Raw genomic sequence first — 14,241 nt, forward strand, 5'->3', positions numbered from 1 at the left:
TCACTTTGTTTGTAACAATTAACTCAGTTTCAGGTATGAAAATGCTTTGCTGCCTGTGGAGCCTATGTTGGATTCCCCTGCTTTTAAATGCCCAAAATTCGACTTTAAACTGCCTTAAAGGCAACTGTCAAGACGGATTTGGAAAATGTATCCTCCCCAATGGCTCTGTCTATGAGGGTAGCTTCAAGTCTGGGAAAATTCAAGGATTGGGTACTATGGATTTTCCAAATCGAGACCGCTACAGCGGTGAATGGATCAGCCAGATCAGGCAAGGCAAAGGACGTTACAAGTTTGCAACAGGAGATGAATACCTGGGTGAATTTTATGCCAATGTTTTTCAGGGAACAGGTACCATGACCTACGTGGATGGCTCCAAATACGAAGGACAATGGTACAACAACCAACCTCAAGGCAAAGGTATGCTGATTCAGGCGAATAAAGACCGCTATGAAGGGGATTTTCAACAAGGCAAATTTGGGGGCAAAGGTAGCATGCTGTATGCCAACGGCGAAAAATATACGGGCGAATGGAAAGATGGAAAACCCCATGGCAATGGCACCTTGTTCAAAACCGGAGGGAATCAGGTAAGTGGTGTTTGGGATCAAGGGCGCTACCTGGCCGCTAGTCGTTTGGAAATCCTTCAAACAGAAGTTGCAATTCCCAACGATACACTGCAATACCGCAATTGCAACGTAGCCTATTGTGCCAGTGGACTGGGGCAATTTGTTTACCGGAATGGAACCCGCTACGTTGGGTATTTTGCCAATGGCAATCCAGAAGGTTTGGGGAAAACTTTTTACAACAATGGGGATCGTTATGAAGGCGGCTGGAAGAACAACAACCCCCAAGGGCGGGGCATCATGTATTACCGGGACGGACGGATTCTCACCGCAGTTTGGGAAAAAGGCCTTCCCATACAGAAATTATTTGAAGAGCAGGAAAAACCCAAACCCACACCCAAACCCAGTACGAACCCCGCTTCAGATGTGAAAATTTGGGCAGTTATTGTTGGTGCTGCACAATACAACCACTTGGTGTCTTTGCGTTTTACAGATGATGATGCGTATCTGGTTTATGCATTTTTGCGCAGCCCCGAAGGTGGAGCCGTTCCGGAAAATCAAATCCGACTATTAATCGATGAAGATGCCACCCGAAGTGGAATTTTGGCCGCTATGAATACACTTTTTCAAAAAGCTGATGATAATGATGAGATTTTTTTCTATTTTTCCGGCCACGGCATAGAGGGTTCGTTTTTACCCATCGATTACGATGGCTACAACAATAATCTTCAGCACGAAGAATTAAAGAACATCATTGAGAAAAGCCGCGCTAAGCACAAAATCATAATTGCAGATGCTTGCCATGCAGGCAGCATTGGGAACCCTCGGAATCCTATTCACCTCGAGCTCGAAAAATTCTATCGGGCATTTGTAAGCACCAAAGGAGGTACTGCGTTGTTTATGTCTTCAAAAAGTGAAGAATATTCACTGGAAGACAATGGACTTCGATCGGGGGTATTCAGTCATTTTTTAATTAAGGGATTAAAAGGCCCAGCCGATCAAGATCACAATAACATCGTCACCGTAAAAGAAGCATTCGACTATGTACAGCGCAATGTGCGTACCTACACTGCGAATGTTCAAACTCCTTTGTTGCTTGGAACCTTTGACCAAGCGATGCCCTTCGCATTGATTAGAGAGTAAAGGCTTGTTGCTGTTGGGGCAACGAGTAATTTTTAAATTAAGCAAATTTTGGCAACTGAACTTAGTCCCCACAAATTATTTCCACCATGAAAAAATTCATTTTTTGCTTATCAACAATCGTAACCTTAAGTGTTCAAATTTGCACGGCCCAATGCATTACTGGCAACTGTATTGAGGGTAGTGGCGTCATGTATTATCCCAGCAGTAGCTCCCGCTACGTAGGGGAATTCAAAGGCGGAAAACGCGAAGGTTTCGGCTACTTGTATTTGCCCGATGATGGCAATTACACTGGATACTGGAAGAACAACCGTTACGAGGGCGAAGGGATACGCCTGCTCGGAGACGGTAAAGTAGAACAGGGCATTTGGAAAGAAGGCCAATTGCTCAAACCCATGGCGAATCTCAACCTGCGTTTGGATGGAAATGCCACCAAATTCAAACCTGGCTGTATTTCAGGCAATTGTTTTGAAGGCAATGGGGTTAAGCTCTATCCTGATGGTATGATTTTTTTGGGCGACTTTAAAAATGGAGTCAGAAATGGGTATGGGAAGGTATACAACCCTGATAAAACCATTTATGAAGGCCGCTGGGTCAATGACAAAATGGATGGCTCGGGCGTTTTCGTCGATGAGCAAGGCCTGAAGAAATCTGGTGTTTGGAAGGAAAATGCCTATGTAACCACCGGAGGCAACCAAGGTACCGTTCCTCCCGGACAAACCACCAAAACGCCACAACGCCAGACCGGTTGTATTTCCGGCGATTGCATCAATGGATATGGCACCTATGTTTATTCTGATGGAAGCAGATACATGGGGCCATTTAAAGACAGCCTTTCACACGGCCAAGGTGTCGCCATTTATCAGGCCAAAGATGGCACCACCAGTCGCTATGAAGGCATGTTTGAGCGAGGCAGTGTACAAGGTAGAGGTACTTATACTTTTGCAGATGGACGCAAAAAAGTAGGCTTTTGGAAAGATGGGAAATTGATGCAAACGCTCGAATCCGAAATTGCCAACCCCACCAGCCAGCCCAACCAGCCATTGGGTTCGGGTATAAAAATCTGGTCGGTCATTATTGGTGTGGCTTCTTATAAAGACATGCCCACTTTGCGCTTTACCGATGACGATGCCTACCGCATTTACGCCTTTCTAAAAAGCCCTGAAGGCGGTGCTGTAGCCGACGAACAAATCAAACTCCTGATTGACGAGGCGGCTACCCGCAATAATATCTTGAATGCCATGCGGGAAGTTTTCTACAAAGCAGGACCAAATGATTTCGTATTGCTGTATTTTTCAGGACACGGTTTGCCTGGCGCCTTTTTGCCGATTGATTACAATGGCACAGACAACAAAATTTTCCACCAGGAAATCAACGACATGCTCAAAAAGAGTCCAGCTAAATACAAGCTTTGTATTGCCGATGCTTGTCATTCTGGCAGTATGTTGGCGACGCGCTCTGGAGTATCTACTCAAAACGCCATCGCTGGGTTTTACAACCAATTGGCACAAGCTCAGGCTGGTACCGCTTTGATCATGTCTTCCAAATCAGAAGAAACATCTCTGGAAGCAAGTGGTTTGCGTCAGGGCGTATTCAGCCATTTTTTGATCCGTGGCCTCAAAGGAGAAGCGGATGCCAATCGCGATAAAAAAGTAACTATTCAGGAACTTTTTGATTTCGTGTACAGCAACGTTCGGTCGTTTACCGGGAATTTGCAATCCCCGATTATTCGGGGAGATTATGACCATTCCATGATTATTTCGGCAATCGAACGCCCGTAGGGTCGCCCCTAAGTGGTCGACCCGATCGACAACGAAGTTGTCGAGATCGAAAAAAGCAAAGGGGGAGGGCGACCACGCAGGGTCGCCCCAACCGTCGCCCCAACAAATATTTTTTTCGCCCTCCTTGTTTTTCGAAAAACAATTTCTACCTTTGCAGCCCAAATTTTTGGTAAACAAATATGTCTGAATCCGATGAGAAATTACGAAGTAACATTCATCGTTGACCCCGTGCTGGCGTCTGAAGAAATCAAGGCGACTGCTCAGACATATGTCGATCTCCTCAAAAGCAAAGGCTGCGAGATCGTGCATATACATGAGATGGGCTTGCGTCAATTGGCTTTCGCCATTGGCAAGCGTCATTCCGGGGCCTACTATTGCGTTGAATTCCAAGCTGTCGATGGAGCTATGATCAACGATTTTGAACTTGCGTTCCGCCGCGATGAGCGCATCATCCGCTTCTTGACCGTATCACTTGACAAGTACGGCGTAAAGTACAATGAAGACAAGCGCAAAGGCTTGATCGGTACGATTAAGAAGAAGAAAGTAGAAGAAAAGCGTGACGAAAGACAGGAGCGTCAGGATCGTAGAGGAAACAACAACAATCAGGGCCCTCGCCGTCCGCCTGCTCCCGCTGCTGAACAGGATGTAGCTGCTGAAACACCTGTTGTAGAGTAATCATTGCTAATCTTTTAAAAGACAACAACCAATGGCAAATAAGGACGATATTAAGTTCCTAAGCAATCCAAAGATTGGTCAGAAGCGCAAAAAATATTGCCGCTTCCGCAAGTTTGGCATTAAGTACATCGATTACAAAGATGGTGACTTCCTGCTCCAATTCATCAACGAGCAAGGCAAAATTTTGCCACGCCGCATCACTGGAAACTCATTGAAGTACCAGCGTAAAGTGGCTACCGCTGTGAAGCGTGCTCGTCACCTGGCATTACTGCCTTATGTAGCCGATTTGCTGAAATAATTTTAGCTCGGTCTACGAACGATTTGATTTAAGAGCGCCTTCTGGCGTTCCACAACTCAAAATCATCAATCATGCAAGTTATTTTGCTTAAGGATATTGATAAACTGGGGGATCGTTTTGAGGTAGTTTCCGTAAAGAATGGATACGGCCGCAACTACTTGATTCCACAGGGATTGGCCCGTGTAGCCAACAAAACCAACGTAGCTTCTATCGAAGACATCAAGCGTGTTGAAGAAGAACAAGAAGCTGCCCGCCGCGCCGAGTTTGAAGCAATTGCAACTCAACTGGCCAGCCAAACCATCAAGATTGGCGCTAAAGCTGGTCAAAGTGGTAAAATTTTCGGTAGCGTTACCAACGTACAGATCATTGCGGCCATCAAGGAGCAATTGGATCTGGAAATTGAGCGCCGCAAAGTGACCATTCCTGAAGAAATTAAAGAACTGGGTACCTACAAGGCTCATGTTCAACTTTCTCGCGAAGTGGTTGGCTATGTAACCTTCGAAGTGGTTGCCGAATAGCGATTATCTCCTCTCAAAAAAGGACATAAAAAAAGAGCGGTATCGAATTGTTTCGGTATCGCTCTTTTCATTTTTTTCATCCGCTTGATCGTGAAACGGATGGTACCTGTCTGGATTCTTTTCAGTTTACCAAATTTATTGCTTGCTGATCTTTTTGGTGGTCAGAACTTTGTTCTTGTCACCCAAGATTCGCACCAGGTAAATCCCTCGTGGTAAGTCACCAACGTAAAACTTCTTGTCAGGGGCAATGTCGTCGAAAGATTTCATTTGGCGACCTGCCAAATTGAAAACCACCACTTTTTGCACGCCTTGAACCTCAGTTAAACTGATGTAAGAAGTAGTGGGGTTCGGAAAAACTTCAATTATCGTTCCTCTGTCTGCCTCTGCTACTGTATACCAGTTGCCAGTTTTAGCGCTTGTTTGTCCTATCGCTTTAGGGATTATGAAAAGCACCAAAGTCAAAAAAAGTAAAGTGTGCTTCATGCATTAGTATTTTAGGACAAAATTTTAACACTTTAAAAATACGTTCTCTTCAAGTCTTATGCAAACCTAAAGTTGATATTTGCATTTTTTTAACTTTTGTATGATAAAAGGGCTTCAAGTTTGGGTTCACACAATCTTCCTGAAACAGGCAAAATTGTGTGAACTTTAACCTTGAAATCTACTCATCATCTTTGGTCAGTTGGGCCTGAAACAGGGCTACAAAAGCTTCCAGGCTTACACTTCCAAGGTCTCCCTCACCTTGACGGCGCACGGCAACGCCGTTGGCTTCCATTTCTTTTTCCCCTACGATGAGCATATAAGGTATGCGCTTCAGTTCGGTATCACGGATTTTCCGACCAATGGTTTCATTTCGGTCATCCACAAAACCCCGGATGTCGTGAATGGCCAATTGCTCTTCCACTTTCTTGCAATAATCAACAAATTTTTCACTGATGGGCAAAAGTGCATACTGCTCTGGCATCAACCACAAAGGGAACTTGCCTGCCGTGTTTTCGATCAGGATGCTGATAAAGCGCTCCATCGAACCAAAAGGAGCACGGTGAATCATCACCGGGCGGTGGGTTTTGTTGTCGGCGCCTACGTATTCCAGCTCAAAACGTTCGGGCAGGTTGTAATCTACCTGAATGGTACCGAGCTGCCATTGGCGTCCGATGGCATCGCGCACCATAAAGTCGAGTTTGGGGCCATAAAAAGCCGCTTCACCCAATTCCATCGTGGTACTGAGGCCAACTTCACGGGTTGCCTCAATGATGGCATTTTCAGCATTGCGCCAGTTTTCATCGCTGCCGATGTATTTCTCTGGGGTGTTGGGATCGCGCAAGGAGATTTGTGCGGTGAATTCCTTGAACCCCATTTTGTACAAAACAGTACGGGTCAAATCAAGTACGTTCAAAAACTCGCCTTTCACCTGATCTTCGGTACAGAAAATGTGGGCATCATCTTGGGTAAAGCCTCGAACGCGGGATAAACCGTGCAACTCTCCGGTTTGCTCATAGCGGTATACCGTACCAAACTCGGCAATCCGCAGCGGAAGATCGCGGTAGGAGTGGGGCCGATGCGCATAAATCTCGCAGTGGTGCGGACAGTTCATCGGTTTCAACAAAAATTCTTCGCCATCCTTAGGTGTGTGGATGGGTTGAAAGCTGTCTTTGCCGTATTTGGCGTAGTGACCAGAGGTGACATACAGCTCTTTGCGGGCGATGTGTGGCGTAGTTACCAACTTATAGCCCCGCTTTTCTTGCTCTACTTTCAGAAAGTTCATCAAACGGTCGCGGAGGGCATTCCCTTTGGGCAACCAAATGGGCAAGCCAGCCCCCACGCGTTCTGAAAACATAAAAAGTTCTAGTTCCTGCCCCAGCTTGCGGTGATCCCGCTTGCGGGCTTCTTCCAACATAACCAGGTGCTCTTGTAAATCTTTTTGCTTGGGGAAAGTTACGCCATAGATGCGCTGCAATTGCTGGCGGGTATCGTCGCCTTGCCAGTAAGCACCAGCAACGTTGGTCAGTTTTACTGCCTTGATGAATCCAGTATCGGGAAGGTGCGGCCCGCGGCAAAGGTCAACAAAGTTACCTTGCTGATACAGCGTCAGCGCTTCGTCCGCACCGCGTTTTTCAATCAATTCTATTTTGTACTCGTCGCCTTTTTCCTGGAAAAACTTCAGTGCATCATCGCGGGAAATGTCTTTGCGGACATAAGCGTTTTTTTGACGTGCCAGTTCGAGCATTTTTTCCTCGATTTTGGGCAGGTCATCCAGCGAAATTTGCTTGCTACCAGGATCAACATCGTAATAGAAACCATTTTCGGTAGCGGGGCCTGTACCAAACTTGATGCCCGGAAACAATGCTTCCATTGCCTCAGCCATCAAGTGCGCAGAAGAGTGCCAAAAGGTAAATTTTCCATCTTTATCATCCCAGGTGAGCAGCATCAGGGTCGCGTCGGAATGGATCGGGCGCGTGGCATCCCACACTTCGCCATTGACTTTTGCAGAAAGAACCCTTTGGGCCAAGCCCTCGCTGATGGAACGGGCAACTTCCAGTGCCGTTGTTCCTGGTTCGTACTGCCGAACCTTACCATCTGGGAAAGTAATGTTGATCATAGTAGCATCGTTTTTGTGCAATTGCGGCTGCAAAAATAGACAGGATTAACAGGTTTTTCCATGATTTATTAAAAAAATCGCAACAAGTTTGGCCTTTATATAGGTGATCAAAATTAATCTGCGCTATTTTTGGGTTCAAATTAAGGTCTGAAACCATGGCTAAAGGTAAAAAAAGTACTCCGCGCAAACCCCAAACTCCTCAAGCACCGGTGCGACAGACACCCGTGGTCAAAAGCAAGAACCCCCAAGTGGGCACTAACGTTCCTGCTGATCGCAAGAATGAGCATTGGATTCCAGGATTGGTCATTGCATTGGTGGCTTTTTTCCTTTATGCTCCTTCCTTGCGCTATGGGTATGTGCTGGACGATCAGATGATGTACACCAACAACCAGTTTGTACAAGAGGGATTCAGTGGCATTGGCAAGATTTTGAGTAAAGAATCTTTTGCCGGATTTTTTGGCGAGCAACAAAACTTGTTGGTTGGTGGTCGTTACCGCCCTTTGTCTTTGGTGACATTTGCCATTGAGAAAGGCCTGTTTGGGCAAAATGCGCCACTCAGCCATTTTATAAACCTGATCTTGTACGCACTATTGGGTTGGCTTGGTTACCATACCTTGCGGCGTATTTTCCCCGCTTCGGGTACAGGTTCCTGGCTGTTTAGCCTGGCGGGATTAAGTGCCCTGCTTTATGTATTGCATCCCGTTCACAGTGAAGCAGTAGCCAACGTGAAAGGCCGTGATGAAATTATGGCCGCCCTGGGGGCAATTGGGGCTTTGTACGCCAGTTGGCGTTATGCACAAGAGGGCAACATGCGTTGGAACATTATCGCTGCCCTGGTTTTCTTTTTGGGCTTGCTGTCCAAAGAAAATACCTTGACTTTCGTGGCAGTAATCCCTTTGGCCTTGTTTTATTTTGGGAAAACCAGCCTGCAACGCATTGGCATCAATACCGGAACCTTATTGCTGACTGCGGTATTATATCTGATCCTGCGTTATGCGGTGGTTGGACAATTGCTGGGCGACATCGAAACAGACCCCAACCCGATGAACGATCCTTTTGTCAACCTTTCTGCCGCAAATAAGTACGCTACCATTTTTCTTACTTTGGGTTGGTACCTCAAGCTGTTGGTATTTCCACACCCTTTGACCCACGATTATTATCCTTACCATGTTCCGGTGGTGGGTTTTGACGATTGGCGGGCATTGCTTGGACTGGCTTTGCAGGTGGCTCTTGTAGGGATAGCAGCCTGGGGTTTGGTCAAAAAAAACGTACCTACTTTTGCAGCAGCATTTTACCTGATCACTTTGTCGATTGTATCCAACCTCCCGTTTACCGTAGGTGCTTTTATGAACGAGCGTTTTGTGTTTTTGCCTTCGCTGGGCTTTAGCCTGTTTTCTGCCTGGCTGATTGCAGATGTACTGCCCAAACGCATGGGACTGACTGCCGGACAAAGCTATCCACTGGGACTGGGATTGATCGCCGTTTTATCACTGGGATATGCGGTGAAAACCTGGACCAGACTGCCCGATTGGAAAGATGAAACCACGCTTAATGCAGCGGCTTACCGGGTTTCTACAGGAAGTGCCCGAGCAAAATTGTTCCACGCAGTAGCGATATTCGAAAAGGAATACAAAGCGCTGCCTACCAATCCGGAAAAATTGACCAAGCTGGCCGAAATCATGCCTTTTGTAGAAGAGGCGACCCAAATTTTGCCAGCGTACAAATCTGCCTGGGGCTTTCTGGCCGGGCTGGCCGGCGAGCGATACGTCATTGATCGGCAACTGAAACCCATGTTGGATGTCTTTGCCCGTGCCGCGGTGCATGATCCTAATGACAAGTACATCCACCAATTTTTGGCCTATGCCAAGCCAAGCGCAGGCCCTGTTCCCGCAGAAATGGTTGATTTCGCTTACCAGGTAGGGTATTTGTATTTTGCGCAGCAAAAAAGAGACCTCGAACACGCAAAAAAATACCTGGAATACGGTAAGGGTGGGCAGCCCATTGATCCAAAAATTGAGGAAGCATTGCAAAATTTGAGGTAAAATTCTAAGTTGTAGGCAAAAAAAATGCCGACCGCAATAGGCGGTCGGCATTGGCATTGGGTACTCTAACTCTTAAAATCTTATGCTTAAGCGTTTGGCCAGGGCCAGGATTCGCTGATGCTTTTTCCAATCGTGGGTTTCCATGTTTTCTTTGGATTGGCCTTGATTTGATTGGCCAGTCCGATTTGGCGTGGCGACAATACCTCTTCGGGTGATTTGCCATTGGCCATCAGGCTATTTGCCCGCGCTGCCTGCAATTCCGTCATCGGCACGAACCGATAATGACTTTGGTACAAGTAGTATTTACTTTCCGGATCGCGGCGGTAAGCTGCGGGTTGCTTGACTTTGCCTTTGCCCAATACTTTTTCTACTTTGGTTTGTTCTTGCTCATTATCGGTAAAAACACCATCCGCGCATTTGACTTTGCTGCTGGAGGCAACTAGGCTTTCGAAAGACAATAAGCGGGGATTGTATTCCACACTCACCACTTCATGCCCGGCCATGTAGCCTGCTTCCGTGGCGACTACTCCAGGAATCTTACCTAGCTCTTTCTCGCCAGTCCAAAAACAATACATGGAAAGTGTGGCAGTTTTGGTACCCAGGGCTTTGCTTTGCAATTCTTCGCGCAGCAGTGCCAGGTAGGAGGGAACTACGGTATTGCTTTTTTCCAGTGCGCTCAACATAGAATTCAAAACGCCCAGTGGGCTGTAGTTTCCAGCAACTCTTTCGGCCAGGTTTTGCTTATTGGCGTCCACGATGCGCACCACTGGATTGTTCCAGGCAGGTTCGTTGTAAAATTTCAGTACATCGGCGTCTTTGCCGCCTTTGTTGTTGAATATGGCAACGGGTATGAATAGGGATTCGATCGCTTCGGCAATTAGTGGATGGCTCAATACCTCAGCACCGTAACGTTGGCAAGTGCTGCATCCAGGAACTTCCTGAAAAAGCAAAAAGATCGGCTTTTGCTCTTTTTTGGCGCGGGCCAAGCCCTGTTCAAAATCACGCCCCCAATTGACTTTACCCAACTCTGGAAGGGTGGAAGTACCCTGCGCAAAAGCGCTAAAGGACAAGCCCAAAAGCAAAGTCAACATTTTGATGGCGTGTGATAGCATAGTTCTGTTCGATTTACGGTTGCAAAATGATGCATTTATCCCAATTGAAATGTAGCGGTGGAGACAGTTTGGAATAGTGTTTTGACACCGCGGTAATTATCTTTGTAACCATAGCGTATAAAAATGGAAATATACCAACCCAATATTTACACCAATCCAAAAGCATAAACTCATGCTTATTCCGACACTGCAACCCCCACAAAAGAATCCGCTGTGCCGTAGTACAAAAACCATTTCTTTTTGAAATAAACCAACCCTTCGGAAAAAGTGGTGCCCGCCTGGTATTGGCCAGTAACCTCATGGGGCAGGCTCGGTTTCAGGAAGGGTTGATCCAGGCGACGCAAGACTTTCTCCGGATTGTCGGCAGCAAAGGTTACGCGTCCTACCGAGTACATGCCTTTGGGCAGTTTGGGGTCCGCGTTATCTTCGGTGCTGTTGCGGCCATTGTAGAAGAGGTTGATTTCGTTGTTGATGATGATGGCTGGTGGCCCACATTCGGTAAGGCTGCTGTCGAACATTCCCGGGCGAGTACGGATCACCGCCTTCAGTTCCCCTTTTTCATCCAGGGTCGGATTCCAGTCGTAGAGGTTGTCTGACCAGGCCAGGTTCACGAAATGTTCGCCCCAGTACATCCAGTATTTGCCATTGATTTTGGCCAATACGGGTTTGCCGTGGACGATTTTGGTGATCATAGATCCGGATTTGCAGGCAATGTCCAAAAATTTCCCGTTGTAGGCTTTGGCAAAGGCGGGGCCTTTTTTCTCCCAGTGCTCCAGGTCTTTTGAAAACGCGATACACAAACGCGGCGTTTTGTAATTCCATGACGTGTAGGCCACTACAAAACGGCCATCTTCACTTTGCACGAGGCGGGGATCTTCACACCCACCAGGGAAATCGTATCCAACTTGATCGTCGTTGTCTGGGTACAACGCAGGCGTGGGGTGTTTCGTAAAATGGATGCCATCCGTGCTTTCGGCCAGACCAAGCCGTGAGGTACGACCTCCCAAGATTGCGGCGGGATTGTCTTCGCAGCGGTACAGCAAAAAGACCTTTCCATCTTTGACAATAGCTCCGGGATTGAATACATCCGCGCGTTGCCAGCGGACAGTTTGCTTTTTGACGGGACAAAAGAAGGTGAGACTCGAATCCGCTTTAAGGATAGGATTTTCAACTGGCTTGTAAAAAGACAACTTTTCGATGCTCGTTTGCATCTTTTGTACAGCACAAGTAGACAGCAAAAACGAGGCGACGAGTAAAAGAAATAGATTCCGCATGCAGAGTTGGTTTTATTTTGCTACGAATTTATCCTTAACCAAGTCAGTAACCTATTTTTATTTTCAAAATCAACCCATTAGACCATGACACTTGAACATGTAGCCATTTGGACCAACCAATTAGAAGCACTAAAGGAATACTACATCCAATATTTTGGTGCACAACCCAACGAGAAATACACCAACGTGCAAAAGCAATTCCAGAGCTATTTTCTGAGCTTTGAATCGGGGGCGCGGCTTGAATTGATGACTAGGCCCGATATTCCCGCCAATGCCAACGATCCCATCACGGCGCAGTATCTGGGCATCATTCACCTAGCTTTTGGGGTAGAAACCATGGCGGAAGTGGATCAAAAAGCAGAAGAATTGCGTGCAGCTGGCTTCCCCATTCTTAGCAGCCCCCGCAAAACCGGAGATGGGTATTACGAGTTTGAAACCCTTGATCCCGACAACAATCGGCTGGAGGTAACCGCATTGTATCAGGAAACGGAGTAAAACATTTTTCGTAACCGTGGTTACCGTAACCGTGGTTACGAAAAATGTTTTAAAATGTTTGAAGAACCTTGAAAAATAACCTACCGCACAAACTGATAAAACACTACCGCCTTACCCGCCGAACGCACCACCACCAGGTACCGACCGGGGTTCAATTGATTCAGAAAGAGTTTTTTCTGGTACTTGCCTGCGGGCATGGGGGGGAAGTCCTGTTTGACCATTTCTTTTTTGAGGGTATTGTATACGCAAATCTGTGTATCTCCGGCTAAAGTCAAACTAAAAGGAACAATGACTTCATTGCTGTTGGGATCAATGGCACAAGGGCCCAGCTTGGCCCACTCCTTATCGTTCAGGGCAGATTCGGCGGCTTCGGCAGGGGTAAGTACTGGGGCTGCTGGTCGGGTTGACGCTGTTGTTCCGGTGGAGGGCGCACCCTTTCTTTTGGGGATGATCACCACATTGCCATTGCTGGGTTCCCAAAGTTTGAGGCCAACGGGAAGTACAAAAGGGCTTTTGGATTCAATAACACCCTGAAATTGATCGGTAATCACGGTGCGTACTTCAACTTTTTCTGCATCGACATAAATGAGGTTAAAATGGTTGAAACTGCCGCTGTTGCGGGTCCATTTTTTGTTGTCGTCACTTGCCCTCAGTGGTGCACCCCAACAACCCTCGCCTACATAAACCGTGCCGCGTTCATCATCGCGGATGAAACCTTCATCGCTGCCCGATTCTTTGGAAACGCGGATGGGGTAAGTCCATTTGGCTACATGGGTATCTGATTCAAGCGCCAGTTGTACTTGGTGAATCAAAAACAAGGGCGCCCAGTTTTGTACCAAATCATCGCGCTCGGACTTGCTGGTGGTATGGGGGCGCATGGCGTGGTGGTATTGGGCAAAACGCCAGGTAAATCCTTTGGCCGCTAGCAATTCGCGTTCCAACCACGCCTTTTGGTCACCGCCTGTTGCAGCCAGGGTGTTGAGGGTAAGTAGACGAAGTAAATTACCGCCAAAACTGAAGGCGTAATAAGCCTCCGGACTAGGGATGTCAAAAATCTCCTGCAAGCTGCGGTTGTCCAGTTCGTGATTGCCGCGGGCAACCACCACCGGAAAAATACGCCCGTCGCTCCCGATAGTAGCTTGCCAATCATCAAGCCACAGCGCCCAATCGGGGCCAGTATCTGTAGCGGTCATGTCCCCGTTGAACAAAACAAAGGTAGGTCGGATTTTTGCCACCAAGGTGTTGGCACTGAAGCGCGCTTCGCGGTTGTTGCGCGAATCACCACCGGAAATGATGGCCAGGCGCTCGGTGGGTACATTGGGAGCTGTGCGAAACGAATACCTCCGGCTGATGCCTTCGCTGTCTTTGACCACAAAGAAATAAACCGTGTTGGGTTTGAGGCCGGTGAGGCGCACAAAATTATTGTTGAGTCCCCGCGAAACCACTACTTGATCGGGCTTGCGTTTGAGTTTGTATACGTCAGCTTTGGTGCCGTTGTCCACTTCATCGTAACAAAACAGTGGGGTCGTACCACTCACCTGATCCCAGCCAATCACCATGGTTGTAGCGGGATCTTCTCGCCACATGGCACGAAAACGTATGGATCTGGCCTCGAGGACAACAGCATTCAACAGCATCAAAAAACAAAAAACCAATCGGGTCATAGACAATTATTTAAACAGCACTACATTTGATCGCAATCAAAAGCGAAGATATTGTACTTTTGCGCCTGAATATTCAAAGCGAC

General features: G+C 47.2%; 12 protein-coding genes. 7 read left to right on the forward strand and 5 right to left on the reverse strand.

The window, feature by feature from the left end:
* The first annotated feature begins 41 nt into the window (after window positions 1-41).
* The 5 genes from ABW391_RS04820 to rplI all read left to right on the forward strand — a co-directional run bounded on the left by ABW391_RS04820 (window position 42) and on the right by rplI (window position 4,972).
* On the forward strand, window positions 42-1,703 hold the full coding sequence (locus ABW391_RS04820) for a caspase family protein (protein WP_353480728.1): 1,662 nt from the start codon (window positions 42-44) through the stop codon (window positions 1,701-1,703).
* An 86-nt stretch (window positions 1,704-1,789) separates the two neighbouring features.
* A complete protein-coding gene (locus tag ABW391_RS04825; protein WP_353480699.1) occupies window positions 1,790-3,481 on the forward strand; it encodes a caspase family protein in 1,692 nt (563 codons plus the stop codon).
* Between the two features lie 192 nt (window positions 3,482-3,673).
* Window positions 3,674-4,156 (forward strand): 30S ribosomal protein S6, encoded by a 483-nt coding sequence (gene rpsF / locus ABW391_RS04830; protein WP_353480700.1) that lies wholly within the window; start codon window positions 3,674-3,676, stop codon window positions 4,154-4,156.
* A 31-nt stretch (window positions 4,157-4,187) separates the two neighbouring features.
* Window positions 4,188-4,454 carry a 30S ribosomal protein S18 gene (rpsR, locus tag ABW391_RS04835; RefSeq protein WP_320027567.1) on the forward strand — a complete coding sequence of 89 codons (267 nt, stop codon included), beginning with the start codon at window positions 4,188-4,190 and terminating at the stop codon, window positions 4,452-4,454.
* Between the two features lie 71 nt (window positions 4,455-4,525).
* Entirely contained in the window at window positions 4,526-4,972 is a 447-nt protein-coding gene (gene rplI / locus ABW391_RS04840; protein WP_353480701.1) for a 50S ribosomal protein L9, read from the forward strand.
* Window positions 4,973-5,107: 135 nt separating this feature from the next.
* On the opposite strand, the gene ABW391_RS04845 is transcribed toward rplI, so the two are convergent.
* Together ABW391_RS04845 and thrS are read right to left on the reverse strand one after the other, a co-directional pair.
* Window positions 5,108-5,455 (reverse strand): T9SS type A sorting domain-containing protein, encoded by a 348-nt coding sequence (locus ABW391_RS04845; RefSeq protein WP_353480702.1) that lies wholly within the window; start codon window positions 5,453-5,455, stop codon window positions 5,108-5,110.
* 178 nt (window positions 5,456-5,633) lie between these two features.
* Window positions 5,634-7,571, reverse strand: a complete 1,938-nt coding sequence (gene thrS, locus ABW391_RS04850; RefSeq protein ID WP_353480703.1) for a threonine--tRNA ligase — start codon at window positions 7,569-7,571, stop codon at window positions 5,634-5,636.
* 155 nt (window positions 7,572-7,726) lie between these two features.
* Here thrS and ABW391_RS04855 point away from each other — a divergent pair, with 155 nt between their 5' ends.
* Window positions 7,727-9,613 (forward strand): glycosyltransferase family protein, encoded by a 1,887-nt coding sequence (locus tag ABW391_RS04855; RefSeq protein ID WP_353480704.1) that lies wholly within the window; start codon window positions 7,727-7,729, stop codon window positions 9,611-9,613.
* 86 nt (window positions 9,614-9,699) lie between these two features.
* Here ABW391_RS04855 and ABW391_RS04860 read toward each other — a convergent pair whose 3' ends face one another.
* Together ABW391_RS04860 and ABW391_RS04865 are read right to left on the reverse strand one after the other, a co-directional pair.
* Window positions 9,700-10,725 carry a VPGUxxT family thioredoxin-like (seleno)protein, type 2 gene (locus ABW391_RS04860; RefSeq protein ID WP_353480705.1) on the reverse strand — a complete coding sequence of 342 codons (1,026 nt, stop codon included), beginning with the start codon at window positions 10,723-10,725 and terminating at the stop codon, window positions 9,700-9,702.
* Between the two features lie 176 nt (window positions 10,726-10,901).
* Window positions 10,902-11,999, reverse strand: coding sequence for a glycoside hydrolase family 130 protein (locus ABW391_RS04865; RefSeq protein WP_353480706.1), 1,098 nt, complete (start codon window positions 11,997-11,999; stop codon window positions 10,902-10,904).
* Window positions 12,000-12,083: 84 nt separating this feature from the next.
* On the opposite strand from ABW391_RS04865, the gene ABW391_RS04870 reads away from it, so the two are divergent.
* Complete coding sequence (locus ABW391_RS04870; RefSeq protein ID WP_353480707.1) at window positions 12,084-12,494, forward strand: VOC family protein; 411 nt, start codon at window positions 12,084-12,086, stop codon at window positions 12,492-12,494.
* 80 nt (window positions 12,495-12,574) lie between these two features.
* Here ABW391_RS04870 and ABW391_RS04875 read toward each other — a convergent pair whose 3' ends face one another.
* Window positions 12,575-14,158 carry a purple acid phosphatase family protein gene (locus tag ABW391_RS04875; RefSeq protein WP_353480708.1) on the reverse strand — a complete coding sequence of 528 codons (1,584 nt, stop codon included), beginning with the start codon at window positions 14,156-14,158 and terminating at the stop codon, window positions 12,575-12,577.
* Between the last annotated feature and the right edge of the window lie 83 nt (window positions 14,159-14,241).

This window comes from Haliscomenobacter sp. (assembly GCF_040403615.1).
Lineage (GTDB): Bacteria > Bacteroidota > Bacteroidia > Chitinophagales > Saprospiraceae > Haliscomenobacter.